General features: G+C 69.1%; 24 protein-coding genes. 10 read left to right on the top strand and 14 right to left on the bottom strand.

The window, feature by feature from the left end; translation table 11 throughout:
• Positions 1–105: 105 nt before the first annotated feature.
• Together HQ312_RS05120 and HQ312_RS05115 are read left to right on the top strand one after the other, a co-directional pair.
• Complete coding sequence (locus tag HQ312_RS05120) at positions 106–1512, top strand: DHA2 family efflux MFS transporter permease subunit (protein WP_222638109.1); 1407 nt, start codon at positions 106–108, stop codon at positions 1510–1512.
• Positions 1505–1975, top strand: coding sequence for a MarR family winged helix-turn-helix transcriptional regulator (locus tag HQ312_RS05115; protein WP_082544294.1), 471 nt, complete (start codon positions 1505–1507; stop codon positions 1973–1975). Before HQ312_RS05120 ends, HQ312_RS05115 begins: the two co-directional genes overlap by 8 nt.
• On the opposite strand, the gene fgd is transcribed toward HQ312_RS05115, so the two are convergent.
• Positions 1935–2948 carry a glucose-6-phosphate dehydrogenase (coenzyme-F420) gene (fgd, locus tag HQ312_RS05110; protein ID WP_027506222.1) on the bottom strand — a complete coding sequence of 338 codons (1014 nt, stop codon included), beginning with the start codon at positions 2946–2948 and terminating at the stop codon, positions 1935–1937. The two genes, HQ312_RS05115 and fgd, sit on opposite strands and share 41 nt — an antisense overlap.
• A 160-nt stretch (positions 2949–3108) precedes the next feature.
• Here fgd and HQ312_RS05105 point away from each other — a divergent pair, with 160 nt between their 5' ends.
• Together HQ312_RS05105 and HQ312_RS05100 are read left to right on the top strand one after the other, a co-directional pair.
• Positions 3109–4218, top strand: coding sequence for an LLM class flavin-dependent oxidoreductase (locus HQ312_RS05105; protein ID WP_056442245.1), 1110 nt, complete (start codon positions 3109–3111; stop codon positions 4216–4218).
• Positions 4215–6035, top strand: coding sequence for an FAD/NAD(P)-binding domain-containing protein (locus HQ312_RS05100; RefSeq protein WP_222638002.1), 1821 nt, complete (start codon positions 4215–4217; stop codon positions 6033–6035). The genes HQ312_RS05105 and HQ312_RS05100 overlap by 4 nt, the downstream gene beginning before the upstream one ends.
• Here HQ312_RS05100 and HQ312_RS05095 read toward each other — a convergent pair.
• Positions 6017–7363 carry an HNH endonuclease signature motif containing protein gene (locus HQ312_RS05095; protein WP_222638001.1) on the bottom strand — a complete coding sequence of 449 codons (1347 nt, stop codon included), beginning with the start codon at positions 7361–7363 and terminating at the stop codon, positions 6017–6019. The two genes, HQ312_RS05100 and HQ312_RS05095, sit on opposite strands and share 19 nt — an antisense overlap.
• A gap of 80 nt (positions 7364–7443) precedes the next feature.
• Here HQ312_RS05095 and HQ312_RS05090 point away from each other — a divergent pair, with 80 nt between their 5' ends.
• Together HQ312_RS05090 and HQ312_RS05085 are read left to right on the top strand one after the other, a co-directional pair.
• The gene (locus HQ312_RS05090) at positions 7444–8103 is read left to right on the top strand and encodes a DUF998 domain-containing protein (RefSeq protein WP_051613446.1); all 660 of its coding nucleotides are present in this window, start codon (positions 7444–7446) and stop codon (positions 8101–8103) included.
• Positions 8100–8870, top strand: coding sequence for a 2-phosphosulfolactate phosphatase (locus HQ312_RS05085; protein WP_222638000.1), 771 nt, complete (start codon positions 8100–8102; stop codon positions 8868–8870). Before HQ312_RS05090 ends, HQ312_RS05085 begins: the two co-directional genes overlap by 4 nt.
• Here HQ312_RS05085 and HQ312_RS05080 read toward each other — a convergent pair.
• The 7 genes from HQ312_RS05080 to HQ312_RS05050 all read right to left on the bottom strand — a co-directional run bounded on the left by HQ312_RS05080 (position 8860) and on the right by HQ312_RS05050 (position 15974).
• Complete coding sequence (locus HQ312_RS05080) at positions 8860–9831, bottom strand: 2-oxoglutarate and iron-dependent oxygenase domain-containing protein (protein WP_308123803.1); 972 nt, start codon at positions 9829–9831, stop codon at positions 8860–8862. The two genes, HQ312_RS05085 and HQ312_RS05080, sit on opposite strands and share 11 nt — an antisense overlap.
• On the bottom strand, positions 9828–10622 hold the full coding sequence (locus HQ312_RS05075) for a DUF1684 domain-containing protein (protein WP_027506217.1): 795 nt from the start codon (positions 10620–10622) through the stop codon (positions 9828–9830). The genes HQ312_RS05080 and HQ312_RS05075 overlap by 4 nt, the downstream gene beginning before the upstream one ends.
• The gene (locus HQ312_RS05070; protein WP_222637999.1) at positions 10619–11746 is read right to left on the bottom strand and encodes an LLM class flavin-dependent oxidoreductase; all 1128 of its coding nucleotides are present in this window, start codon (positions 11744–11746) and stop codon (positions 10619–10621) included. The genes HQ312_RS05075 and HQ312_RS05070 overlap by 4 nt, the downstream gene beginning before the upstream one ends.
• Positions 11743–13053 (bottom strand): LLM class flavin-dependent oxidoreductase, encoded by a 1311-nt coding sequence (locus HQ312_RS05065; protein ID WP_222637998.1) that lies wholly within the window; start codon positions 13051–13053, stop codon positions 11743–11745. Before HQ312_RS05065 ends, HQ312_RS05070 begins: the two co-directional genes overlap by 4 nt.
• Positions 13050–13961 (bottom strand): LLM class flavin-dependent oxidoreductase, encoded by a 912-nt coding sequence (locus tag HQ312_RS05060; protein ID WP_222637997.1) that lies wholly within the window; start codon positions 13959–13961, stop codon positions 13050–13052. The genes HQ312_RS05065 and HQ312_RS05060 overlap by 4 nt, the downstream gene beginning before the upstream one ends.
• Positions 13962–14058: 97 nt before the next feature.
• Positions 14059–15258 carry a GNAT family N-acetyltransferase gene (locus tag HQ312_RS05055; RefSeq protein ID WP_222637996.1) on the bottom strand — a complete coding sequence of 400 codons (1200 nt, stop codon included), beginning with the start codon at positions 15256–15258 and terminating at the stop codon, positions 14059–14061.
• The gene (locus HQ312_RS05050; RefSeq protein WP_231476389.1) at positions 15258–15974 is read right to left on the bottom strand and encodes a GNAT family N-acetyltransferase; all 717 of its coding nucleotides are present in this window, start codon (positions 15972–15974) and stop codon (positions 15258–15260) included. Before HQ312_RS05050 ends, HQ312_RS05055 begins: the two co-directional genes overlap by 1 nt.
• A 163-nt stretch (positions 15975–16137) precedes the next feature.
• Here HQ312_RS05050 and HQ312_RS05045 point away from each other — a divergent pair, with 163 nt between their 5' ends.
• A complete protein-coding gene (locus tag HQ312_RS05045; RefSeq protein WP_037186095.1) occupies positions 16138–16899 on the top strand; it encodes an HAD-IIA family hydrolase in 762 nt (253 codons plus the stop codon).
• Positions 16896–17981, top strand: a complete 1086-nt coding sequence (locus HQ312_RS05040) for an isochorismate synthase MenF (RefSeq protein WP_222637995.1) — start codon at positions 16896–16898, stop codon at positions 17979–17981. The genes HQ312_RS05045 and HQ312_RS05040 overlap by 4 nt, the downstream gene beginning before the upstream one ends.
• A 72-nt stretch (positions 17982–18053) precedes the next feature.
• Here HQ312_RS05040 and HQ312_RS05035 read toward each other — a convergent pair whose 3' ends face one another.
• Both HQ312_RS05035 and HQ312_RS05030 read right to left on the bottom strand, forming a co-directional pair.
• A complete protein-coding gene (locus HQ312_RS05035; RefSeq protein WP_027506211.1) occupies positions 18054–19259 on the bottom strand; it encodes an O-succinylhomoserine sulfhydrylase in 1206 nt (401 codons plus the stop codon).
• Positions 19259–19669, bottom strand: a complete 411-nt coding sequence (locus HQ312_RS05030) for a rhodanese-like domain-containing protein (RefSeq protein ID WP_027506210.1) — start codon at positions 19667–19669, stop codon at positions 19259–19261. The genes HQ312_RS05035 and HQ312_RS05030 overlap by 1 nt, the downstream gene beginning before the upstream one ends.
• A gap of 136 nt (positions 19670–19805) precedes the next feature.
• On the opposite strand from HQ312_RS05030, the gene HQ312_RS05025 reads away from it, so the two are divergent.
• Complete coding sequence (locus tag HQ312_RS05025) at positions 19806–21467, top strand: MDR family MFS transporter (protein ID WP_261782086.1); 1662 nt, start codon at positions 19806–19808, stop codon at positions 21465–21467.
• A gap of 6 nt (positions 21468–21473) precedes the next feature.
• Here the strand turns inward: HQ312_RS05025 and HQ312_RS05020 are convergent, their stop codons facing one another.
• Positions 21474–21875: a hypothetical protein gene (locus HQ312_RS05020; protein ID WP_051613444.1), complete on the bottom strand. Its 402-nt coding sequence runs from the start codon at positions 21873–21875 to the stop codon at positions 21474–21476.
• 27 nt (positions 21876–21902) lie between these two features.
• Positions 21903–22982: an alkene reductase gene (locus HQ312_RS05015; RefSeq protein WP_268788549.1), complete on the bottom strand. Its 1080-nt coding sequence runs from the start codon at positions 22980–22982 to the stop codon at positions 21903–21905.
• 267 nt (positions 22983–23249) lie between these two features.
• Between HQ312_RS05015 and HQ312_RS05010 the strand changes: the two genes are divergently transcribed.
• Positions 23250–24629: an FAD-dependent oxidoreductase gene (locus tag HQ312_RS05010; RefSeq protein ID WP_027506208.1), complete on the top strand. Its 1380-nt coding sequence runs from the start codon at positions 23250–23252 to the stop codon at positions 24627–24629.
• A gap of 54 nt (positions 24630–24683) precedes the next feature.
• On the opposite strand, the gene HQ312_RS05005 is transcribed toward HQ312_RS05010, so the two are convergent.
• Entirely contained in the window at positions 24684–25553 is an 870-nt protein-coding gene (locus HQ312_RS05005; protein WP_027506207.1) for an SMP-30/gluconolactonase/LRE family protein, read from the bottom strand.
• Positions 25554–25610 lie beyond the last annotated feature (57 nt).

Raw genomic sequence — 25610 nt, 5'->3', positions numbered from 1 at the left:
CGGGCTGTGATCCCCGGAACAACTCCGCACTTTCTTAGCCTACGCAAGCATAATACTTGTGTGCCCACAACTGTCGCGTCAGGCGGTCTCGACCAGCGTCACAAGATGATCGTGCTGGCCACGTGCTGCCTCAGCCTGCTCATCGTCTCGATGGACGCCACCATCGTGAACGTCGCGCTGCCCGCCATCCGCACCGAACTCGGCGCATCCGTGTCCCAGCTCCAGTGGACCATCGACGTCTACACACTGGTGCTCGCCAGTCTGCTGCTGCTGTCCGGCACCACCGCGGACCGTGTGGGGCGGCGCCGTGTCTTCCAGATCGGACTCGTCAGCTTCGCCGTCGGCTCGCTGCTCTGCAGCCTCGCCCCGACCGCCCCGGTCCTCATCCTCGCCCGCATGATCCAGGCGATCGGTGGGTCGATGCTCAACCCCGTCGCCATGTCGATCATCACGCAGGTCTTCACCGGGAAGGCCGAGCGTGCCCGGGCGATCGGTATGTGGGGGGCCGTGGTCGGCATCTCCATGGCCCTCGGTCCCATGCTCGGCGGACTGTTGATCGAGATCTCCGGGTGGCGGTCCGTCTTCTGGATCAACATCCCGGTCTGTCTCGCAGCGTTCGTTCTGGCCGCCGTGTTCGTCCCCGAGTCGCGGTCGCCCGTCGTGCGCGCGTTCGATCCGGTCGGTCAGCTGCTCGGTGTCGTCATGCTGGCCTCCCTGGTGTTCGGCCTCATCGAGGGTCCCTCGCTCGGATGGTGGTCGCCCATCACCCTCGCGGTGTTCGCCCTGTCCGTGGCCTCGTTCGTCGCGTTCGTCCGCTACGAGAACAGGCGCGTCGATCCGTTCATCGATCTGCGCTTCTTCCGCAGCATCCCGTTCTCGTCGGCGACGATCGTGGCCGTGTGCGCCTTCGGCGGATACGGAGCGTTCCTGTTCCTCATGTCTCTGTACCTGCAGGAGGTGCGCGGCTTCAGCGCGATCGGCACGGGAGCGTCCTTCCTACCGCTCGCACTCGCCACGCTGATCTGCTCGCCGCTGTCCGGGCGGATGGTGGCTCGGTGGGGTGCCCGCCCCTCGATGACCATCGCCGGTGTGGTCATCGCCGTCGCCGGCCTGACCCTCACCCGCCTCTCCGCCACCACCCCCGTCAGCGCACTGCTGGTCATGTTCGCGATCTTCGGGGTCGGCTTCGGGCTGGTCAACGCCCCCATCACCAACGCGGCCGTCGGCGGGATGCCCCGCGATCGCGCGGGTGCGGCGTCGGCGGTCGCATCGACCAGCCGCCAGATCGGTGTCAGCATCGGCGTCGCGCTGTGCGGGAGCCTCACCACCGCGGGCGCCGCGGCCGGCATCGACGCGGGGTTCGCCGCCTCCACACACACGGTCTGGTGGGCTCTGGCCGCCATTGGTCTGATCGTCGCGGGCCTCGGGCTGGTCAGCGCGAGCAGGCGGGCCACGCGGACCGCGGACGACGTGGCCGCACTGTTCCGCACACCGGAGCCCGCCCGTGCCTGACCGCCGGAGCCGACCGATAGACGAGGCCTGGGCCGCGATGACCTCGCTGGTCTTCGAGAACCGCGACACCTGGCGCCGACGGGTGGCGGCCGAGGTCGACATGCCGTTCAGCCGGGTGCGGGTGCTACGGCGCCTGGTCGACGGACCGCTGACGATGAGCGCGGTGGCCACCGCGGCGGCGATGGACGCACCGGCGACCACGGTGTGCGTCAACGAACTCGAGTCTCGCGGCTACGTCCGCCGCACCGTCGACGACAGCGATCGTCGCAGCAAGCGCGTCACGATCACCGACGACGGCCGCGCCCTGATGGACCGCGTGCACACGATCACCGACCCGGTACCCGACTCGCTCGCCGACCTCGGCGACGAGGACGCCGCGGTGCTGCACCGGATCCTGTCGGGCGCGGTGTCCTCCGGCGTCGTCAGCCCAGACGGCGCAGACGGGGCTCCAGATCGGTCTTGAACAGCTCCAGGAACCGACGCTGATCGTGACCCGGCGCGTGGAAGACCAGGTGGTTCAGGCCTGCATCGACGTACGGCTTGACCTTCTCGACGGCCTCGTCGGGATCGGAGGCGACGATCCACCGCTTCGCCACCTGCTCGATCGGCAGCTCGTCGGCGGCCTTCTCCATCTCGATCGGATCGTCGATGGAGTGCTTCTGCTCCGGCGTCAGTGACAGCGGCGCCCAGAAGCGCGTGTTCTCCAGCGCCGCATCCGCATCGGTGTCGTACGAGATCTTGATCTCGATCATGTGGTCGATGTCGCCCACGGACCGGTTCATCTTCTCCGCACCCTCGGCCACCGCGGGGATCAACTTGTCGGTGTAGAGCTCCATGCCCTTGCCGGACGTACAGATGAAGCCGTCGCCGCTGCGTCCGGCGTAGCGCGCGACCACGGGACCGCCGGCCGCCACGTACACCGGGACCCCACCCTCGGGAACGTCATAGATCGAGGCGCCCTTGGTCTTGTAGTACTCGCCCTCGAAGTCGACGCGATCGCCCAGCCACAGCTCGCGCATCAGCGACACAGCCTCGCGCAGACGCGCGAACCGCTCCTTGAACTCCGGCCACTCACCGTCGAATCCGGTGGCGATCTCGTTCAGAGCCTCACCCGTACCCACTCCGAGCATGATCCGGTTCGGGTACAGGCACGCCATCGTCGCGAAGGCCTGCGCGATGACGGCCGGGTTGTAGCGGAACGTCGGGGTCATCACCGACGTGCCCAGCTGCAGAGTCTTCGTGCGCTCACCGACCGCAGTCATCCACGCCAGCGAGAACGGTGCGTGGCCGCCCTCGTGGCGCCAGGGCTGGAAGTGGTCGCTCACGGTCGCCGAGTCCATGCCCGACGCCTCCGCCTGCACCGCGATCTCGACGAGCTCACGTGGACCGAACTGCTCGGCCGACGCCTTGTATCCCAGCTTCAGTTCCTGTGCCACGCCGAACTCCCTCGTCTACCGCCGAACCCCGGTCACCGTCATGTCTATCAGTCGGGGCCTCCGATCCGCCCGAGGCCTTCGAATCGCAGTGCGCGCAACCCTGTCACCGAGGCGGGCGGCCCGGCACCGTGGGAGGTTGCACGAGCGCGAGGAGGCTGTGGTGCGCTTTCAGGTCCTGGACATCGTCTTTAATCCGCCCCACCCCGTCACCGGGGAGGTGGTACCCGCTGCCGAGCGGCTCGACCGAGTGGTCGACCTCGCCGTGCTCGCGGACCAGCTGGGAATCGACTCCTTCGCGGTCGGCGAGCGTCACGCCGGGGACGTCCTGTCGTCGAGCCCCACGGTGATCCTCGGCGCGCTGGCACAGGCCACGAACCGGATTCTGCTGTCGACCGGCGTCACGGTGCTCTCGGTACTCGACCCCGTGCGTCTCGCGGAGGACCTCGCGACCGTCGACCAGCTGAGCCACGGGCGGCTCGAGATCGTCGTCGGCAAGGGCAACGAGGCGTGGCAGTACCCATTGTTCGGGAAGGACATCGCGCGCCAGTACGAGTACCTGACCGAGAACTACGAGTTGTTCCGTCGACTGATCCGCGAGGAGAACGTCACGTGGTCCGGGCAGCACCGGACTCCGCTCGAGAACGCCACCACTCTGCCGCGGCCGTTCGCCGGTCCCTTCCGCGTCTGGCACGGGTCGGCGACGTCGACACACGCCGTCGACCTCGCGGCCCGGTGGGGTGACCCCCTCGTCACGGCCAACGCATTCCAGCCGCGGGAGAACTACGCCGTCCTCGTCGACCGCTACCGGGAGAAGTACGCCGAGGCCGGGCACGATCCCCGGTTCGCCTTCGTCGGGTCCGGCTCGGGAGGGCTGTTCCTCGCGGAGACGACCGATCAGGCCGTCGAGCAGTACCGCCCGCTCTACGAGGGTGCGGTGGCACAGGCCGACCAGCGTCGGCACGATCCCGGGGCGGTGGGCAAGGTGACGAGCTTCCGCTCGATCGAGGAGGCCGTGGATCGCGGTCCCGCGCTCGTCGGGTCGTCGGAGCGCGTCGCCGAGAAGATCGTGGACTACCACCACGCATACGGGCATGTCCTGCAGTCGGTGTCGATCAACCACCTGCTCGAACCGGAGCACCAGAAGGACATCCTCCGCCAGTTCGCCGAGGAGGTGGTGCCGCGAGTGCGCAAGGAACTTCCCGAACCACTGCTGTGGGGCGAGGACGATTCCCGGCGCGCTGCGGGTTTCACGGCGGGACCGTACTCGTGAGCATCGCGTTCGTGGGCGGAGGACCCCGCGCGACCGGCATCCTCGAGCGGATCGTCGGCCGGGCCGACGAGCTGACCGAACCGATCGACGTCCATGTCGTCGACCCCCACCCGCCGGGTGCGGGGCGGATCTGGCGACGGAACCAGGACCCCCTGCTGTGGATGAACTCCGTCGCGGCGGACGTGGCCATGCTGCCCGACGGGTCGGGCGGTCCCACCCTCGCGGAGTGGGTGACGGCGAACCGGGACACCCTCGTCACGGATCCGGCTCTGCGGGAGGAGGTTCTCCGTTTCACCCCGTCGTCGTTCGCGTCCCGGTCGCTGCAGTCCCACTATCTCGCTCACGTCTTCGAGAGCGCGGTGAAGGCGCGGCCGGATCGTGTTCGAGTGCACGTGCACCGGGCCTGCGTCGTCGACATCGAGGATCGGGGTGTCCACCAGCGTCTGATCCTCGACGACGGCACCGTGCTCGAGGTGACCGATGTCGTTCTGGCGCAGGGCCAACCCGACACTCTGCCGCCGGCAGACGTCCAGGCATTCGCCGCCCATGCCGAGACCCACGGTCTCCGGTACATCGGGCCGGGATACACAGCCGACCTCGACCCGGCGCTGGTTCCCGAGGCCGAACCCGTCCTGATCTCGGGCCTCGGTCTCGCCTTCGTGGACTGGATGGTGCTGCTCGCGGAGTCACGCGGCGGCACCTTCTCGCGCTCCGGTGACGGCACCCTGGTGTACACGGCCTCCGGCCGGGAACCCCTGGTGTACGCCGGATCTCGACGCGGGGTTCCGTACCACGCCAAGATCTCGTACTCCATCGCCGATGCGGCACCGCCTCTCCCGAGGTTCTTCGTACCCGAGGCTTTTCCCGGGACGGAGACGCTCGACTTCCGTACGGCGGTCTGGCCTCTCGCGGTCGCGGAACTTGCGTGGGCGCACTATCACGAGCTGTTCCGCTCCCACCCCGACCGTGTCCGCGGGCCGTTCATCGAACTCGAGGCCGCCCTGGGCCGTGACGGCGCCCGTGCAGTCGGTGAACTGGTCGAACGAATGGTCCCCGATCCCGAGGACCACTTCGACATCGACACGCTCGACCGACCGCTGCGGCACGCCCGATTCGACTCGGCGGCCGATGCCGCAGAGCAGGTGCACCGCTACATCGAGGCAGACCTGGCACGACGGCGCGACCCCCGCTTCAGCGCGGACGCCGCCGTGTTCTCGGCCCTGCTGTCGGTGTATCGGACTGTGGGAGAGCTCGTTCGGACAGAGCGACTGCGCCCGGACGACGTCGCGTCGCAGGTGGAGGGACAGCTGCATTCCTTCTTCAGCTTCCTCGCGAGCGGTCCCCCGCCCGAGCGCCTGGAGCAGCTGCTCGCACTCGGCCGCGCCGGAGTCATTCGCTACCTCGGCCCCGAGGTGCGGTTCGAGGCGGACGGTGACGGCTTCCGGGCGACCTCGCACGTGCACCACGACGTGGTGCGAGCGCGGACGCTCATCGAAGCCCGACTGCCCAGCGCGTCCATCTCGCGCAGCGCCGACGCCCTGCTGCGATCGCTGCACGAGCGCGGTGAGGTCCGCGAGGTGAGTGCGTCTCCGACGAGTCCGGCCAAACTGGCCGTCGACGGCTCGTCCCGCGTGATCGACGCATCGGGCACGGCGCACCCCCATCGGTACGCGGTGGGAATGTGGGTGGCGGGCCACGCCTGGTCCGGCGCCTTCGCCCGGCCCGGCATCGACGCCGGCTTCTTCCGGCACAACGACGCGATCGCCGCGGATCTCGTGGCCGGCCACCGTGCTGTGTCTCACCCGGCTCGACGCTGAACGAGCAGCTCGTACAGCTGCGTCTCCACCATCGTGGTGGGAAGCGGCAACGGTACTGCCGGCGGAGCCGAGTCGTAGGTGTGGCCCGTCGGCGTCCGGAATCTGACGATGTGGCCGCCGTCGACGTGCTCGACGACCCGCTGGGCCTCCCACCCCTCCGCGTCCTTCGCGTAATTGCAGGCGGCGCACAGTCCCATGCCGTTCTCCGCCGTCGTCGGGCCACCGAACCTGAAGGGGCGTATGTGGTCGTGGTGTCGGATCGGCGCATCGCACCACGGTGTGCGGCACGTCCGGTCGCGGACGTCGATGTAGTGACCGAGTCCCGCCGGGAACACACGCGCCGTCGAGTCCATCGCCGTGAGCTGTCCCGTCGACGGGACGGCGTAGAGCCGCCGCAGGGTCGCACCGACACTCCCGCCGTCGATGCGGTCGGCCACCGCACGGCGGGCCACTTCGGCGGGAACCATGCCGTAGCCGGGAACGTGCGCGGCCTCGTCACCGCCGGCGAGCAACGACTCGTCGGACATGACCAGCTGCACCGCCACCGGGGGACCCGCCGCTGCATCTCCCCCGGTCACGCGCTCGAACAACAGGTCCGCCATCACCTGATCACGCGTTCGACCCTCGGCACGGCCGGCTGCGACGAGCGCGTCCGCGTCTCGGCGCAACGTGGCGTACACGCACACCGCCTTGTCCATCGGCAGCAGCGCCGTCGCGTATCCCATGAAATCCGGAGCCGGACGCACGCTCACGCGGCGCTGCGCAGCCGCACGCGCGTTCCTCCGCACCACGGCCGCGGCATCGAGCTCGACCGCCGCGGCCACCGCGAGCGCGACCACCTGCTTGTCGCCCTTCCCTTCCAACGTCGAGGCGTCGGCGCACAACCGGCGATCGACCTCCCGCCGGTCCGCCACGGTGAGGTGCGCCGTCTCCCGCACCAGCAGCATCGCGCGGTACTCGCTCAGGCGGCCTTCGCGCATCGACTGCAGGGTGTACGGCATCTCGTGCACCAGTGCCCGTGCGAGTCCGAGGTATGTGCCACCACGCCGGTGTGACTCGCGACGTGCCAGACCCACCTGTGACGCGATCCCGAGATCCCACTGCTTCCTCGGCAGCCCGCGATCACGCCTATCGGCTCGAACGCTCGCCGCCACCCCGGCGGTCACTACCGCCTGCGTCGCCGCGCCCACGCACTTCAGGGCTTCGATGGCCGTCACGGCATCGATTCCTTCCCGCGCCGACCCGCCGTACTCCACCAGCCCCAAACGCGCTGTGAACAGCCGTATCTCGTCCACCGACGGTGGGTGCAGCTCTACCGTGTCGTTCATCGATCTCCCCCCGGATCCTCGATTCCTGCAGAAGGTAACTCGAGGGTCCGACACCCTCCGCGCGCCGTAGAGTCGAGCCCATGAGCCCGCTCCGCGCCTGGTCCGACCCGCTCGCCGAGCACATCGTCGGCACGTATTTCGCGTTGCGCGCGGCGATGGCGATCATGGCCGTCGGGTTGCCTCTCCTGCTCGTCGCCTGGTCGCTGCTCGATCCCGACCTTCCCGTGCTCGGATCGATGAGCGAGTACTACTACAGCCCGGCCCGCGACGTGTTCGTCGGAGTGCTCTCCGGGACCGGTATCGCGTTGATCTGCTACCGCGGTCACGGGCCGCTCGAGAACAGACTGCTGAACGCGGCCGGCGCCTTCCTCGTCGTCGTCGCGCTCGTGCCCACGGATCCACCGGGGCAGAGCGACTTCGGCCTGCGTATGACGGTCCACGCCGTCGCCGCCGTGGCCTTCTTCGTCAGCTTCGCGGTGTCGGTCTGGCGGTGCGCGGACGACACCCTGGATCCGTCCCGGGACTCCGAACGGCGAATCCGCCGTTACCGCAGGGCCTATCGAGTCGTGGCGGTCGTGGTCGTCGTCGCTCCGGCGTCGGCGCTCGCCCTGGTGCTCGTCCTCCGCCAGGGCGCGCTCGCGGTACTGGTGGTGGAAGCGGTCGCAGTGATCACCTTCGGCGCGTACTGGACACTGAAGTCCTACGAGCTGCGGGGCACCGAGCTGGCCGAGCAGCCGTGAACCTCGAGCACCGTCAGCGGCGACATCGCACCCGGGTGGACTGGGGCCTGCGCGGAGCCGAGGCGATCGCCTCGGACGCCGACATCGCCGTGATCGTGGACGTCCTGTCGTTCACCACCACGGTGAGTGTCGCTCTCGACCGAGGGATCGGCGTCGTCCCGCACGCGGGCGCCGACACCGAGGAGGTCGCCCGACGTCACGACGCGTCCGTGGCGTTCCGCCGCTCGCAAGCGGCTCCGGGCCGCATCACATTGTCCCCCGGATCGATCCGGTCCGCGCGCGACGTGCCCGCCCGGCTCGTTCTTCCGTCACCCAACGGATCGACCATCGCCGAGGCGCTGGCGACGACACCCGTCCTGGCAGCGGCGTCCCTGCGCACGGCGACGGCGATCGCGCACTGGATCGCGCGCACCGCGGGACCGGACGACTCCGTGGCGATCATCGCTGCGGGCGAGAGATGGCCGGACGGATCGCTACGCCCCGCGATCGAGGACTTCTGGGGAGCGGGTGCAGTCGTCGCGGCACTCGCGGCCGTCGGGCGTCTTCTCGACCCGTCTCCCGAGACCGACGCGGCGCAGGCAGCCTGGACGGCGGTGGCCGATGATCCGTCGACGGCACTGCGTGACTGCAGTTCCGGTCGCGAGCTGATCGCCCTCGGATTCGACGGCGATGTCGCGGTGGCAGCGGAGGTCGGGGAGAGCGCCGGCGTTCCGATTCTCCGTCAGGGGATCTTCGTCGATGCTGCGAGCGGCGGCCTCAGCGCCTGATCCCGTGGTGCTTCTCGGCCACGTCCGGGTGTGCACGGGTACGCGATTTCCACGCGTTCTCGCCGTAGGTCCGGAAGAGGGGGTTGTCCGGATCAGTGTCGACGCCCCGGGACCGCGCCGCCAACTCGGGTGGAAGGTCGATGAGCGGCACGCGCGCATCCAGTGCGGGGCTGAGGAAGTAGGGAACGGACACCCGGTCCGTGCCAGGCGTCGGCGCGAGGACGCGATGCCGAGTGGCACGCAGGTACCCACCCGTCGCGACCTCGAGCAGTTCCCCGACGTTGACGATGAACGCGCCGGCCACGGGCGGTACGTCGATCCACTCGCCGCCGCGCAGCTCCACCTGCAAGCCGGTCGACTCCGGCTCCACGAGAAGCAACGTCAGCACCCCCGAGTCCTTGTGCGCGCCCACCCCCTGCGGGTTCTCGGTGCTGCCGGGATACCGCACCACCTTGATCAACGTCGCGGGGAGCTCGGCGAAGGCGGCATCGAATGTGTCCTCGGCCGCGCCGAGGGAGACTGCCCAGTGTCGAAGCAGCCGCAGCCCGACGTCCGACAGGGCGGCGTCCCAGGCCTCGAACGCGGGACGCAGTTCGGGTAGCGCGGACGGCCACTGGTTGGGGCCCTGCAGGTTCCAGTATCCCTGCGCCGCGGGAATCACCTCACGCTCCGGACCGATGTCGATCTGCTCTCGCCAATCGACGGCGCCGTTGGTCAGCTCGCCGCCGAGCCGACTGTAGCCGCGGAACTGGGGCGAGTTCAGTTGACTGATCTCGTCCTTGGCGTCCGCCGGCAGCGCGAAGAAGGTGCGCGCCAGCGACAGGACCGTCGACACGAGCTCGGGGTCGACACCATGACCGGTCAGGTGGAAGAAGCCGTGGTCGTGGGTGGCCTCGCGCAATGCCGAACGAAACCCGTCGACATCCGCGGTCGACATGTCGAGAACGGGCAGCGCTGTCACCTGATCGGAAGCTTCTCGCCGGCCTCCACCGCGACGGTCAGCCGGTTCTCGGGAGGTGCCACCGGGCACGTCGCGTAGTCGGTGAGGGCGCACGGCAGGTTGGACGCGCGGTTGAAGTCCAGTGTCACCAGGCCGTCGGCGTCCGCATCGCCGACCGCGAGGGACCGGCACGCGGGGTAGGTGCTCACGCCGCTTGTCTCGTCGGTGAAGAGGATGTGGAAGCCGCCCGCCTTCCCTCGGAATGCGACGAACTGTTGCGGTGCGTTCCCGAGCGTGAAGTCGATGACGCCCAGCCCGGCGTGGTGGTGCTCCAGACCCTCGACGACGGCCGCGGTGGTGACCGTGCGCTCGGAGTCGTACGGCGTGAACGTGCCACTCACGCGCCACTTCTCGTCGGGTGCGAAGGTGGGGATCCCGCCGAACGACGCCAAAGTGGGGGCCGCGGGGTCGTGCACGCGCAGGGCCACCGAGCCGGTGCGGCGAATCACCTCGACGCGCCGCTCACCGGCGGCCACGAGGAGGCCGGGAGCCCCCTCGACAGGGTGCAGAGCGACAGTCCCGTCCACGACCACCCCGTCGACCGACAACCCGTCGCCCGTGCTCGCGGTGACGTGCAGAGCGTCGTCGTCGGCGCGCCACACACCGGGCAGATCCCCCACGGCCGCGTCGGTCTCGGTCAACCAGTACAGACCTGTGAGCGCGACCCAGCCCAACGGATCGCGGAAGTACTCCTCGCGATCGGAATGCCATGCAGCCCAGTCCTGCTCGAACGTGGTGACGGATGTTGTCATGATGCGTACTCCTTCTCGGACGGTGACGATGCGATTCTGCCGAGGACACCGGCGCCGACGTGACGTGCCTCCTCGAGATGGGGGTACCCCGACAAAATGATCTCGTCGACACCTGCCTCGCGATACTCCTCGATGCGGGCCACCACCTCGTCGTGGCTGCCGACCAGCGCGGTGCCGGCGCCGCCGCGGACGAGACCGATGCCCGCCCACAGGTTGGGGCCCACCACCAGATTCCGACGATCACCGCCGTGCAACGCCAGCATGCGTCGCTGGCCTTCCGATCCCACGGCGCCCAGTTGTGCCTGTCGGGTCCGGACGGTCGCGTCGTCGACATCGGCGATCAGGTCCTCGGCTCGAGCCCACGCATCTTTCGCGCGCTCGCGGGTGATCACGTGCATCCGCAGTCCGAAACGCAGGGTGCGGCCGCGGGCAGCCGCCCGCTCCCGCACGTGGGAGATCTTCTCGGCCACCGCCTCGGGAGACTCGCCCCACGTGAGAAAGACGTCGGCATGCTCGGCGGCGACATCCAGTGCAGCGTCCGATGATCCGCCGAGATAGACGTCGGGAAGCGGCACCGGAGGATGCCCGCCGAAACCGCCGCCGTTCGGTCGGTCCACAGCGTAGTGGTCGCCGGACGGCCGCACCGGCCGGCCGTCGGAGACGGCGCGCGCGATGCCGAGGAACTCACCCGCCCGCGCGTAGCGGCCCTCCTTCGCCAGACGGTCGCCGTAGGACCGCTGCTCGACGTCGTCGCCCCCGACCACCACGTTGAGGAGCACTCGGCCACCGGACAGTCGATGGAATGTACTGACCATCTGCGCCGACGTCACGGGCGAGACCTGGCCCGGCCGGAAAGCCACCAGGAACTTCAGACGAGTGGTCGCCGGGATCAGCGCCGCGGTGGCCAACCACGCGTCCTCGCAGTGTCCGCCCGTCGGAGTGAGCACTGCCTCGAAACCGAGTTCCTCGACGGTCACGGCCAATTCGGTCAGGTAGTCGAGTGTCGCGTCCCGATGTCCCGCACCCGCTGCCGAGGCGCCCCCACCGCCGATGGCGACTCCGTGCGAGTGCGCACCGAGCCTCTCGTCGTCACCCCCGGTGGGGAGGAACCAGTGGAATCTCACTCGCCGATACGGGGTCGACGTAGTCCGAGGTGCTCCCGCAAGGTCGACCCCTCGTAGGCGGCCGGGTACGAACCACGTTCCTGCAGTTCGGGAACCAGCTTGTCGACGATGTCGTCGAGCCCGCTCGGCACGAGGTACGGCGTGATGTTGAAGCCGTCGCTCGCCCCTCCGCGGACCCACCGGGTGAGCTCGTCCGCGACCTGGCTCGGCGTACCCGCGAATCCGGTACGCGCCGACGTCTCGATGACGACCTGCCGCAGCGACAGGTTCTTCGCCTCGGCGAGCGACCGCCACTCTCGTACACGCGCATCCACGTCGATGCCGTTGAACGCCGACCCGCGAGCGCCGACGACACCACTGACGATCGGGTCCTCGGTGGGGAGTGGTCCGTCGGGATCACGATCGGACAGATCGCGCCCCCACACCTGGCCGGCGATCGACAGCGTCGTCGGGCCGGTGAACTGACCCTCCTTGACCCAGCGCACCTTCTCGTCCACGTCCCGCTCGTGGTCCGCGAGGACGATCTGGGTGCCGGGCAGGATCTTGATGTCGTCGTCCGGTCTCCCTCGGGCCACGAGTCGCGCGCGGATGTCGTTCGCGAAGTCGAGTGCGTCGCCGAAGTGGGTGCCGTGCGCGGAGAAGATCACGTCGGCGTGCTGGGCGGCGAAGTCGCGACCGGTGCTGGAATCTCCCGCCTGGAAGATCACCGGGTGGTCCTGCGGACTGCGGGGAATCGGTGCAGCAGAGGCGATGTCGAACTGCGAGGACTGGATGCGCACGGAATCGGGCGTGCCTCCTGCGTTCCACAGGGCTCTGGCGACGTCGAGGAACTCTCCGGCGCGCACGTAGCGGTCCGCGTGGTCGAGGTAGCCGCCGCGTCGGAAGTTCTCGCCGGTCCACGCGTTGTCGGTCGTGACGACGTTCCAGCCGGCGCGACCACCGGACAGCACGTCCAGTCCCGACAGTCGACGCGCGAGGTCCACCGGTTCGTTGTAGGTGGTGTTCTGGGTGGCCACCAGTCCGATGTTCGTGGTGATGCCGGCGAGCGCCGCCAACTGTGTGATGGCGTCGGGACGACCGGCGATGTCCAGGTCGAGAATCTTGCCGCCCTGCTCGCGCAGTCGGAGCCCCTCACCGAGGAAGAAGGCGTCGAACAGTCCGCGCTCGGCGGTCGTGATCAGCCGACGGAACGTCTCGAAGTCGATCTGCGAGCCACTGGCCGGGTCCGACCAGATCGTCGTGTGGTTGACGCCCTGGAAGAAGACACCCAGGTGGACGGTGGCGTCGGGACGGAAGAGAGCGGTCATCGCGCAGCCTCGAATCGGTTGACCGGGCGGGCCAGGCCCAGAGTGGAACGCAGCGTCGTGGCCGGGACCGGCCGATGGGCCAGGTCCCGCTCGAACAGTTGAGGAAGGACGTAGCGTGCGGCGACGCGGAGATCGTCGTCGATCAGGTCAGGACGCAACCTGATCCCGCCGATCGCGTCGTCGAGGGCAGCAATGCGCTCGACGAGAGCCGCTGCGGCCGTCGGGCTTCCGGGGGCCTCGACGTCGAGAACGACGTGCGCCCCGGTCACCGCGCGCGCGTCCGCTTCGTTCTCCACGAGGACGACGTCGAGCAGATCGGCGTCGATCTCGCCGAATCGGCCGAACACCACCACCTGACCCTGCGGCGGGCGAGGCACGATCGCGGGGCCCTTCACCGAGTACTCCTCCCCGACGAAGTCGACGTAGTGCAGCTTCTGCTGGTTCAGGAACCGGCCCGTCGGGAAGTCGCGGATCACCGCGTCGTCCTCCCACGAGTCCCACAGTCCACGCGCCACGGTCACCGAATCACGCTGTTCACGAACCAGATCGGTATCGGCCGAGACGACTTCGCGACCCCATGCTGCCGCGACGTCGGGTGCCAGCGACCGGGATGCCACCCAACCCGCCCGGCCGCGGGACGCATAGTCCAACGACGCGAGCTGTGACGACAGATGGAACGGTTCCGCGTAGGTGGTGCTGGCGGTGGCGACGAGGCCCACCGTGCTGGTGGTCGCGGCGACGAAGGCCGCGCGCGTGACGGCGTCGACACCACCCGTCGCCAGGTCGTCGTCGTCGAACGTGACGTAGCCGAATCCTGCGTTCTCGGCCGCGGTCACCGTGGCGGCCACGGCTCGTCCGTCGGCCGAACCGACCCCGACGTCGAAGCCGAGTGTCACCGTCCTGGTCATCGTGCGCTCCCTCGTATCGCCCCCGGACACCCGAGGTTAGGAGGGATCCGCACCCGGCACACGGGTTGGAATCGCAGAGATCGGAGGGGAATGTGCGTCAGAAACCGACGCCGGCGAAGGGCGCCGCCGCGGTCCGGAACAGAGCATCGGCCGCCGCGGGGTCGCCCTGCGCCAGGCCAGCGGTCACCAGAGCGGACCACGACGTCCCGCCGAGCAGCACCGACGCCAGATCTCGGACGTGCACCGTCAGATCCGGCGCCGCGTCGACCACCCGCACGCCGTCCGGTGCGACGGCGTAGGTCCCGGCGTTCTCCGGCAGGTCCGGGTCCTGCACGGCGATGGTCACAGCGTCCCCGGGCCCGTACGTGCGCGCGGACAGTGCCGCGGACACGTCGAGGATGCGCAGCCAGGTCTCGTCCTCGGTGCGATCGAGCCGTACGGATCGGCGATCGTGCATCAGCAGTGGCAGCACGGTGTCGACGGGCAGTGCGGGAAACGTGATGCGGTCGACGAGGTCGAGTCGCAGGAGGAAGCGGACCAGGTCGGCGAACACCGCGTCGTCGGGCGCATGGAGGTCCTCGACGACCACCCGGCGGTCGTTCCCGGACCACCACGTCCGCGGGTCGCGCGGGCGGTACCGGACGTATCCATCGTCGACCCCGCCGGTGGAGTGCACCGCGTTCCACACCGGATCGGTGTCGGTCCGCCCGCGCAGCCTCGACGCGTTCCACCAGACGGGCAGTCGGGTGATGGTGCCCGGTCGACTCGACGGGTGCGACGCGACGATGCCGGCCTGCACGTCGAACACGTCCCCGTCGTCGACGAGGCGGACGGTGCCGCTGGACACGGCCTCGTCCCGCACCGACGCACGCGCGGTGACGACCTCGGCGGACACGGACGAGGTGGCGACGCCGTAGCCGTAGCGGCCGTAGATGACAGCCTCAGACGCACGGAGCGAGGCGACGACGTCCCCGGCATCGCGCGCGTCCCGCAGCTGGCGTCGCAGCAGAGCGGACACCACACCGCGGCGGGTGTGGGTCGGCAACACCCCGACGTGGGTGACGGCCAGGTGGGAAACCCGAGCACCGCCCGGCAGCGTCAGGGTTCCGCGGGCCGAATCGGTGGTCCCGACGAGTCGATCGCCGTCGAAGGCGCCGTAGGTCCGACCGGGCTCGCGCAGACTCGCGATCTCGTCCTCGGTGACCTGCTGCGTGGGCAGTCCCACCATCGCGGCACGGAAGACGCGCTGCGATTCCAGCAGATCCGACCGCGACTCGAGAATGCGGATGTCGACCATCAGGCGACCTCGGCGATCGTCAGGGTGGTCTGTCGGCGGAGTACGAATCCGAGGGTGTCGTAGAGCGCGACGGCGCGGGTGTTGGTCACACTCGTGTGCAGGAACGGCATCTCGCCCCGCTCCCGGATGCCGTACCCGACAGCGCGGATGAGGCGGGTCGCCAGGCCCTGCCCTCGGTACTCGGGGTCGGTGCACACGGCGCTGATCTCGGTCCAGCCGTCGGGATGCATGCGCTCCCCGGCCATGGCGACGAGCCGCGACCCGTCCCGGACGCCCAGGTACGTGCCCATCTCGACGGTCCGCGAGCGGAACGGTCCCGGCCGGGTGCGGTGCACGAGATCGAGCATCTCCGGCACGTCGTCGGCGGTGAGCACCTGCGCGGCCGGTTCCGGCTCGACCACCAGCGCGGATCCGTCGAACTGCAGCAGCCCGATGCGGTCGAGAACACGCCACCCGGCGGGCGGGGTGATGCCGTCGCCCCGCAGTGCAGCCTGCTCACCCACCGGGAGCAGGGCGCCGAGATCCGCCCAGTCCTCCGCCGTCATGTCCTCGGGGTGACCGAAGAACCCGGCCACCTCGGGGTGGTAACGCGCGATCCGGCCCCGCCATTCAGCGAACCGGGAGTGGGCGCCGACGAGGGACGATCGGATGGGATCGTCCAGCGGATGCGCGTCGGGGAGGGTCGGGATCACCGGAACTCGGTCGTCGCACTGCACCAGGCCACTGTAAGGGTCGGCTCCGACGCCGCGGCGCGTTGTACTCGCGACGATTCCGGAGGGGCAGAATGGTGTCGTGAGCCCCGACAGAGTGAGTCCTGACGACGCCGTGCGACCTGACGATGCTCCGTCCACGACGGGGACACCCCCGTGGACGTACCTGATGGACATGGATGGTGTCCTGGTGCACGAGGAGCACCTCGTCCCCGGAGCGGACCGCTTCCTGAAGGAACTCCAGGACACGAACACCCCGTTCATCGTCCTGACGAACAACTCGATCCGCACCCGTCGCGACCTGCAGGCACGCCTGCGACGGACCGGCCTCGAGATCCCCGAGGAGTCGATCTGGACGTCGGCACTCGCCACCGCCACCTTCCTGGGGAACCAGCGGCCGAACGGTACCGCCTACGTGGTCGGAGAGTCCGGCCTGACGACGGCCCTGCACGACATCGGCTACATCATCACGGACATCGATCCCGACTACGTGGTGCTCGGCGAGACCCGCACGTACTCCTTCGAGGCCATCACCACCGCCATTCGGCTGGTCGAACGCGGAGCCCGTTTCATCGCCACCAATCCCGACGCCACCGGCCCGTCACGCGAGGGATCGCTGCCCGCCACCGGATCCGTCGCCGCGCTCATCACGCGCGCGACCGGACGTGAGCCGTACTACGTGGGCAAGCCGAACGCGCTGATGATGCGGTCCGCTCTGCGGGCCATCGGCGCGCACTCGGAGAACACGCTGATGATCGGTGACCGCATGGACACCGACATCGTGTCCGGGCTCGAAGCCGGTCTCCAGACCATCCTCGTGCTCACCGGTATCTCGACCCCCGCCAGCGTCGAGATGTTCCCGTTCCGCCCCACCCGTGTCATCGAGTCGGTCGCCGACCTCATCGGGCACACCGCGAACCCGTTCGGATGAGATTCGTCTACTCCCGGCCCGACCGCAGCGTCGAGGCGACGGGCACCCGGCAGGCGTTCGATCACATCGACGACGCGCGCGAGGCTCTCGAGGACGGGTCGGCGCGGGTTCTCGTGGGGGCCATCGGGTTCGATGCGTCCACGCGGTGTGCACTCGTCGAACCGTCGACGTTCGACCGTCGCGACGAGCCGCGGACACCCGAGCAGAGCACCCTGCCCGGAGCCGTGATCGCCTCCCAGAACCCGCCACCCGACAAGCACGTCGCGCGGGTGCAGCGTGCCCTGACGGCGCTGAACCATCCCGGATCCGCACTACGCAAAGTGGTTCTCGCGCGGTCGATCACGCTGGTGTTCGATGCCCCGCTGTCCCCGACGGCGTTCGCGGACACGCTCATCGAGGCGAATCCGATGCACAACGGTTTCGCCGTCGATCTCACCGCGGCGGGTGGTCCGTACTTCGGCCGCCACCTGGTGGGCTCGAGCCCGGAACTCCTCGTGCGGCGCACCGGAACCCAGGTGATCTGCCGACCGTTCGCCGGAACTGCTGCACGACAACAGGATCCGGTGGCGGACGAGCAGGCGGGCGCCGACCTGCTCGCCAGCGCCAAGAACCTGGCCGAGCACCGCTTCGTCGTCGACGCCATCGCCGAGGCCCTGGCGCCACTGTGCTCGGAGGTGTCCGTCCCCGACGGGCCGACGCTGACCAGCACGCCGGCCGTGTGGCATCTGGCGACCCCGATCACCGCGACACTGGCCGACCCCGCCACCACGGCACTGGATCTCGCGCTCGCACTGCACCCGACACCCGCGGTCGCGGGCAGCCCCACCGACCTGGCGCTCCAGACCATCGATCTGCTGGAGTCCGGACGCAACCGCGACTTCTACGCCGGCATGGTGGGGTGGTGCGACGCGTCGGGCGACGGTGAGTGGATGGTGGCCATCCGCTGCCTGGACATCGCCGCCGACGGCCTCAGCGGGGTCGCGACCGCGGGTGGCGGCATCGTCGCCGCCTCGGACGCGAGCGCCGAGCTGGAGGAGACGACAGCGAAGTTCGCGACGGTGCTCAGGCCCTTCGGCCTCTGACGTCGATCCGGTGCGCCGAGCCGCGGATACCGCGGCTCAGCGCACCGAAGCCGGCCGTTGATGCACTCGGCTCTACCGGGCGAGCGCTCCCGCCAGATCGCCGAGCAGGTCCTCGAGATCCTCCAGGCCCACGGAGATGCGCACGACTCCGTCCGTGATGCCCACGGCTGCACGCCCTTCCGGACCCATGGCCCGGTGGGTGGTGGTGGCGGGGTGCGTCGTCATCGACTTCGCGTCGCCGAGGTTGTTGGAGATGTCGATGATGCGCAGCTTGTTCAGGAACTCGAAGGCGCGCGCCTTGCCGCCCTCGAGCTCGAACGTGACGACGGTGCCGCCGCCGCTCATCTGCGAGACCGCGAGATCGTGCTGGGGGTGCGACGGCAGGTACGGGTACTTCACCCATCCGATACCCGGCTGCGCCTCGAGGAACTCCGCGACGGCCAGCGCCGAGGCGTTCATGTGCCGCACGCGGAGCGGCATCGTCTCGAGACCCTTCAGCAGAGTCCAGGCGTTGAACGGGCTCAGCGCGGGACCGGTGTGGCGCATGAGCGTCTGCACAGGACCGTCGATGTACTCCTTCGATCCCAGGATGGCGCCCCCGAGCACGCGCCCCTGTCCGTCGATGTGCTTGGTCCCCGAGTACACCACCACGTCGGCACCGAGGTCGAAGCTGCGCTGCAGCACGGGCGTCGCGAAGACGTTGTCCAGCACGACCTTCGCGCCGGCCGCATGCGCCATCTCGGTCACGCGCCGGACGTCGACGAGCGACTGCATCGGGTTGGACGGCGTCTCGAAGAACACCGCGGTGGTGGGTACGGCGAGCGCCTGTTCCCACTGGTCGAGGTCGTCGCCGTCGACGAACACGGTCTCGACTCCCCAGCGCGGCAGGATCTCGTTGCACACGACGAAGCACGAGCCGAACAGGCTCCGCGCCGCGACGAGTCGATCACCGGCCTTCAGCAGGGCGCCGAGCCCGGTGAAGACCGCGGACATCCCGCTGGAGGTGCCGAAGGCCGCCTCAGCGCCGTCGAGCAACCGCAGCCGCTCCTCGAACATCGTGACGGTGGGGTTGCCGTAGCGCGAGTAGACGAAATGGTCGATGTCGCCGGTGAACGCCTGCTCGGCGGCCTCGGCACTCTCGTACACGAAACCCGAACTGAGATAGAGGGCCTCGGCGTTCTCCTCGAACCCCGAGCGGTTCAGACCGCCGCGGACACCGAGAGTTCCCTGCCCGACCCCGTCGGGCAAGGGCTTGGAGAACCCGCCGCCGGTGGGGATCACTTCTGCCGCCAGGGCAGTCCGACGGCGCGCCACCCGGCACTGCCGCGGTGTCCCTCGGCGTCGGTCGCGCCCTCGAAGCCGTCGAGCACGTTGTAGGCGGGTCCGAGCCCCGCAGCGGTCGCGGCCTCGGCGGCACCGATGGACCGCTGACCGGAGCGACACAGGAAGACCACAGGGCCCTTGTCGACCCCGGCGGCACGGACCTCGTCGACGAAGTTCTCGTTCTTCGCGCCGTCCGGGTAGGCGACCCACTCGACGAAGGCCGTCGGCTTGTCCAGCGACGAGATGTCCGGGACACCCACGTAGCTCCACTCGGCGTGGGTGCGGACGTCGACGAGCGAGGCCTCCGGATCGGTGCTGAGAAGTTCCCAGGCCTGCTCGGGCGTGATGTCTCCTGCGTAGCTCACGACCCCAGTTTCTCACATGGTCGGCTCGGCCCGATATGTCCGATAGTCGCAGCGTACGGCCTCGAGGGGGCAAGATGAGCCGATGACGGACGACACACTGCGCCCTGCGACGGGCGCCGGCTCACCACAGCCGGACATGAGCGGCGACACGGGGCAGTTCACCCATCGCCAGATCATGACGATCATCTCCGGTCTGATGCTCGGCATGTTCCTGGCCGCGCTCGACCAGACGATCGTCTCGACGTCCATCCGCACCATCGCGGACGACCTGCAGGGCTTCTCCGTTCAGGCGTGGGTCACCACGGCGTACCTGATCACGGCCACCATCTCCACGCCGCTGTACGGGAAGCTCTCGGACATCTACGGGCGCAAACAGTTCTTCCTGACCGCGATCACGATCTTCGTCATCGGATCGGCGCTGTGCGGCTTCGCCACGTCGATGTACCAACTCGCGGCCTTCCGCGCGTTCCAGGGCCTCGGTGCCGGCGGCCTGTTCTCGCTCGCACTGACCATCGTCGGCGACATCGTCCCGCCGCGGGAGCGGGCCAAGTACCAGGGCTACTTCCTCGCCGTGTTCGGCACGTCCAGCGTGCTCGGTCCGGTCATCGGCGGCGTGTTGTCGGGCCAGTCCGAGATCCTGAACATCACCGGCTGGCGCTGGGTGTTCTTCGTCAACGTGCCCATCGGCATCGTCGCTCTGTTCGTCGTCGCCAAGGTGCTGAATCTGCCGCGTCGACACGGCAGCGCGGTCGTCGACTGGGGCGGCGCCGCGGCGCTGGCCGTCGGACTGGTGCCGCTGCTGATCATCGCCGAGCAGGGACGCACGTGGGGATGGGGCTCCGGGCGGGCCATGATCTGCTACGCCATCGGCGTCCTCGGCGTCGCGGCCTTCATCGCCATCGAGATCAGGATGAAGACGAACGCACTCATCCCGATGCGCTTCTTCCGCAACTCGACGTTCAGCGTCGGACTCGTGCTCTCGGTCATCACCGGTGCTGCGATGTTCGGCGGCATCACGCTGCTCCCCCAGTACCTGCAGGTGGTCAAGGGCTCGTCGCCGACGCTCGCCGGGTTCCAGATGCTCCCGCTGGTGCTGGGCATCATGGTCGCGTCGATCTTCTCCGGCCAGATGATCTCCCGCACGGGCCACTACCGTCCGTATCCCATCATCGGCACGACTCTCATGACGGTCTGCATGTTCGCCTTCTCGTTCATCGAGTACGACACACCGCTGTGGATGATCATGATCGCGATGTTCGGTTTCGGGTTCGGCCTGGGCAATCTGATGCAGCCGCTGACCCTCGCGATCCAGAACGCACTGCCGCCGCAGGACATGGGCGTCTCCACCTCGTCGGCCACGTTCTTCCGGCAGATCGGCGGCACCATCGGCGTCGCGGTGTTCCTGTCCCTGCTCTTCTCGCGCGTGACCGACGCCATCGCGTCGGCTCTGCGTTCCGCCGCGGAGACTCCCGAGTTCCGCGAGGCGGTGGGTCAGGCCGCGTCCAGCACCGATCCCGCGGTGTCCGGCCTCGCGCAGGGGCTCGTGCAGGGCAACGGGTCGGCCGCCGGGGGCATCCTGGACGACACGTCCTTCATCCAGAAGCTGCCCGACGCGGTGGCGGCGCCGTTCCAGATCGGATTCTCCGACGCGATGGACTCGGTCTTCGTCGTGGCCGGGTTCGTGCTGGCGCTGGCCTTCGTGATCAACCTGTTCTACAAGGAGGTCCCGTTGCGCACCCAGGGCGGCCTCGCAGCTCAGGCGTCGGAACGCACGGCGAGCAAGGACGCAGCCGAGTAGAGCTCGTCAGGGACTGCAGAGCAGCCAGTCGTCACCGGACCGCACCGCGTTCCACGTGAGGCTCTGCTCGCTGCCGTCGAGGCTGACTCGCACGTCGGCCTCGGCGGCGTCACCCTTGACCCGCACCTCCTCGATGTTCTCGAGATCCACCGACGTACCCGCATCCGCCAGCGGTGCGTCGGTGATGCCGGGGCACTGCAGTGCGGTGACAGCGGCGGTGTCGCCGGACTTCACAGCCTCGACGTAGGCGGCGACGGCGGTCCCGACGCGCTGGTTGTCGCTGACGTTCTCGTCGGGCGACCCGGTCAGCGACAGGATCGCGATGATCACCGCCACGACGACCACCACCGCAGCGGCCGCGATGAAGGGCGCTGCGGTGGTGGGTCTCGGATCCTCTTCGGAGCTCATGCTCCGATCATGTCAGCTCGGTGCAGCTCAGCCCTCGAGCGACGGGTAATCGGTGTAGCCCTCGGCGCCGCCGCCGTAGAAGGTGCTCTCGTCGGGGGTGTTGAGCTCGGTGTCGTGGGTCCACCGGGTCACCAGGTCGGGGTTGGCGATGAACGGCCGACCCACCGTGACGGCGTCGGCGATCTCGTCGGACACCAGCTTCTCGGCCTCGTCGCGAGTGGTCATCGCGGCGAAGCCGGTGTTGAGCACGAACGGGCCGCTCCAGGCCGAACGCAGCTTGCCCAGGAACGGATCCTCGGCGTCGACGAGCACGTGCAGGTACGCCAGGCCGAGGCCGTCGATCTGCGACAGCAGCGCCTCGTAGGCACCCGTCGTGTCGTCCTCGGTGATGCCGCTCGCGGTGCCTCCGGGCGAGATGCGGATGCCGACCCGGCCCGCGCCGATGGCGGCGGAGACGGCGCGCACGACCTCCACGACGAGGCGCGCACGGTTCTCGGGGCTGCCGCCGTAGGAGTCGGTGCGGTGGTTCGCGCCGTCCGCCAGGAACTGGTGGAGCAGGTAGCCGTTGGCGGCGTGCAGCTCGACACCGTCGAGACCGGCCTCGATCGCACGGGTCGAGGCGTCGACGAACACGTCGACCACGCGAGCGATCTCGTCCGCGGCGATCTCGCGCGGCGCGGGGATCTCCTTCGACCCACCCTTGGTGAACATCTCGATACCGGGCGCGATGGCGGACGGTGCGATGGCCTCCAGGCCCGAGTTGTCGGGGTGGGACACCCGACCCGCGTGCATCAGCTGGACGACGATCTTGCCGCCCTCACCGTGCACCGCGTCCGCGATCTTCGCCCAGCCGGCCTGCTGCTCGTCGGTGTGCAGGCCCGGGGTGTTGGTGTAGCCCTTGCCGACGGCGGAAGGCTGCGTTCCCTCGGACACGATGAGGCCGGCACCCGCACGTTGGCGGTAGTACTCGACGACGAGGTCACCGGGCACACCGTCGTCACCACTGCGGCTGCGCGTGAGCGGCGCCATGAAGACACGGTTGCGGGCGTGGATGTCGCCGAGTTCGAGCGGCTGGAGCAGGGGTGATTCGGGACTGAGTTCGGTCACGTCGATCGGCCTTTCGAAGGTGCTGACTGTCGAGCTGTCCTCTGACGCAAGCCTGAGGGGTCCGCGATCCATGCCCGACTGTGGGCCGCATCACTCGGTGGAATCCCGATGTTCACCCAGTTCTCTGTGCACACGTCATGGCCACCTGGCGCACCGGAGGCGCCGCCTCGTCACTTATGCTGGGGTGTCCGCCTCCCTGCGGCCACGACGCCCGCTCCGAGCTCGATGGGCGGCCGGCCGACGACGATGTTAGGTAGATCCACGCTGATGACTGACCAGACCCGCCCGCTCCGAGTGGCCATCGTGGGTGCAGGCCCGGCCGGCATCTACGCCGCCGACGCGTTGATGAAGTCGGACCACAACGTCTCCGGCCCCGGCGTGAGCATCGACCTCTTCGAGCGCATGCCCGCTCCGTTCGGTCTGATCCGCTACGGCGTCGCACCGGATCACCCGCGCATCAAGGGCATCATCACCGCGCTGCACAAGGTGCTCGACAAGCCGCAGGTCCGCCTGCTCGGCAACATCGACTACGGCACCGACATCGACCTCGAGACGATGCGCCGCTTCTACGACGCCGTCATCTTCTCCACCGGCGCCAACGCGGACCGCGCGCTGAACATCCCCGGCATCGACCTCGACGGCAGCTACGGCGCCGCCGACTTCGTCTCCTGGTACGACGGTCACCCCGACGTGCCACGCACCTGGCCCCTCGACGCCGAGAAGGTCGCCGTCCTCGGCGTCGGCAACGTCGCGCTCGACGTGGCCCGCGTACTGGCCAAGACGGGCGACGAGCTGCTGCCCACCGAGATCCCCGCGAACGTCTACGAGGGCCTGAAGGCCAACAAGGCCGTCGAGGTGCACGTGTTCGGCCGCCGCGGCCCCGCCCAGGCCAAGTTCACGCCGCTCGAGCTCCGCGAGCTGGACCACTCCCCCAACATCGAGGTCATCGTCGCTCCCGAGGACATCGACTACGACGAGGGCTCGGAGAAGGCCCGCCGCGAGTCCAAGCAGGTCGACATGGTCGCGAACACGCTGCAGGACTGGGCGATCCGCGATGCCGGCGACCGCCCGCACAAGCTGTTCCTGCACTTCTTCGAGTCGCCGCACGAGGTGCTCGGCCAGGACGGCAAGGTCGTCGGACTGCGCACCGAGCGCACCGAACTCGACGGCACCGGCAACGTCAAGGGCACCGGCAACTACACCGATTGGGACGTCCAGGCCGTCTACCGCGCGGTGGGCTACCTGTCGCAGAACATCGCCGACCTCCCCTTCGACGACCTCGCGGGCACCATCCCCAACGAGGCCGGCCGCGTGAAGAACAACGACGGCACCCCCGTCGACGCCACGTACGTCACCGGCTGGATCAAGCGCGGACCCGTCGGCCTCATCGGCCACACCAAGGGTGACGCCAACGAGACCGTCGCGAACCTCCTCGCCGACGCCCCGTCGTTCGCGGGTGCCACCGACCCGTCCGAGGACGCCGTCGTCGCGTTCCTCGAGGACAAGAAGGTCCCGTTCACCACGTGGGACGGCTGGTACCGCCTCGACGCGCACGAGCGCAGCCTCGGCGAGCCGCAGGGCCGCGAGCGCGTCAAGGTCGTCGAGCGCGAGGACATGCTGCGCGCCAGCGAGCCCGACAAGGCCTGACCCCAGCAGCTGACGCACCGAAGCCCCGAGGATGTCCTCGGGGCTTCGTGCGTGTCAGATCCGGACGGACAGCAGCCGTCCCTCGCGCTCGTCCTTGCGGGCGTGCTCGTTGAAATCGGGTGCGGCGCAGACGAACAGGGTGCGGCCGTCGTCGCCGCCGAATCCGCACGCGAACACCCCGGTGTCGAAGGTCAACTCGTCGACCACTCCCTCGCCCTCGCGAATCTGCACGATGCGCTGCCCCAGTGCGTCGGCCGCCCACAGCGTGCCGTCCTGCGCGAGAGCGCAACCGTCGGGCGCCACCACCACCTGGCCGATGCCCTCGGCCATGTCCGTCGACTCAGGCATCGGACCGAGCACAGCCCAGTCGCGGCGCGGTCCGAGGACACCGTCGTCGCCGATCGCGAAGGCGCTGATCCGGTTGCCGAGCGTCTCGTCGACGAGGAGATCGCCGCCTGCGGTGACGGCCATGCCGTTCGGGAAGTGCAGATCGGTGGCGTCCTCGTGCACACTGCCGTCCGGCTCGACACGCAGCAGGGAGGCCGTCTCGATGGGCGCCATGTTCATGAGATCGAATCCGAAGTTGCCGACGTAGGCGCGCCCGTCCGCATCCACGTGCATGTCGTTGGCGTTGCCGGTCGCGTGCGCGGACAGGTCAGCGTGCACCACGAGGTCGCCGTTCTCCTCGCGCCGCAGAACGGTTTGATCTCGCATCGAGACGACCAGGAGCCGACCGTCGGGAAGCCACCCGAGCCCGGACGGCTGGTGCGGCACCTCGGCCTCCACCCGGACGTCGCTGCCGTCCTCGTTCGCCGACAGCACCTGGTGGGTGTAGAAGTCGGAGACCCAGACACGACCCTCCCGCCACCGTGGGCACTCGAAGTAGGTGTAGCCCTCCAGGACCACGGTCGGCTCTGCCTTCATGTGTAGCTCCTCGCACGACGAGACGGATGATCGAATGTGACGTACGCCTCATCACAT

It is taken from the genome of Rhodococcus sp. BP-316 (assembly GCF_019836105.1).
In the GTDB taxonomy this organism is placed as follows: domain Bacteria; phylum Actinomycetota; class Actinomycetes; order Mycobacteriales; family Mycobacteriaceae; genus Rhodococcoides.
This window is presented reverse-complemented; position numbering and strand designations above follow the sequence as displayed.

Excerpts from the sequence above, each read along its gene's own strand:
- HQ312_RS05020 (WP_051613444.1), bottom strand. The coding sequence starts at position 21,875 with ATGAGCTCCGAAGAGGATCCGAGACCCACCACCGCAGCGCCCTTCATC.
- HQ312_RS05095 (WP_222638001.1), bottom strand. The coding sequence starts at position 7,363 with ATGAACGACACGGTAGAGCTGCACCCACCGTCGGTGGACGAGATACGG.
- HQ312_RS05010 (WP_027506208.1), top strand. The coding sequence starts at position 23,250 with ATGACTGACCAGACCCGCCCGCTCCGAGTGGCCATCGTGGGTGCAGGC.
- HQ312_RS05040 (WP_222637995.1), top strand. The coding sequence starts at position 16,896 with ATGAGATTCGTCTACTCCCGGCCCGACCGCAGCGTCGAGGCGACGGGC.
- HQ312_RS05045 (WP_037186095.1), top strand. The coding sequence starts at position 16,138 with ATGGACATGGATGGTGTCCTGGTGCACGAGGAGCACCTCGTCCCCGGA.
- HQ312_RS05065 (WP_222637998.1), bottom strand. The coding sequence starts at position 13,053 with ATGACCGCTCTCTTCCGTCCCGACGCCACCGTCCACCTGGGTGTCTTC.
- HQ312_RS05005 (WP_027506207.1), bottom strand. The coding sequence starts at position 25,553 with ATGAAGGCAGAGCCGACCGTGGTCCTGGAGGGCTACACCTACTTCGAG.
- HQ312_RS05075 (WP_027506217.1), bottom strand. The coding sequence starts at position 10,622 with ATGACAACATCCGTCACCACGTTCGAGCAGGACTGGGCTGCATGGCAT.
- HQ312_RS05090 (WP_051613446.1), top strand. The coding sequence starts at position 7,444 with ATGAGCCCGCTCCGCGCCTGGTCCGACCCGCTCGCCGAGCACATCGTC.
- HQ312_RS05055 (WP_222637996.1), bottom strand. The coding sequence starts at position 15,258 with ATGGTCGACATCCGCATTCTCGAGTCGCGGTCGGATCTGCTGGAATCG.
- HQ312_RS05060 (WP_222637997.1), bottom strand. The coding sequence starts at position 13,961 with ATGACCAGGACGGTGACACTCGGCTTCGACGTCGGGGTCGGTTCGGCC.
- HQ312_RS05025 (WP_261782086.1), top strand. The coding sequence starts at position 19,806 with ATGAGCGGCGACACGGGGCAGTTCACCCATCGCCAGATCATGACGATC.
- HQ312_RS05120 (WP_222638109.1), top strand. The coding sequence starts at position 106 with ATGATCGTGCTGGCCACGTGCTGCCTCAGCCTGCTCATCGTCTCGATG.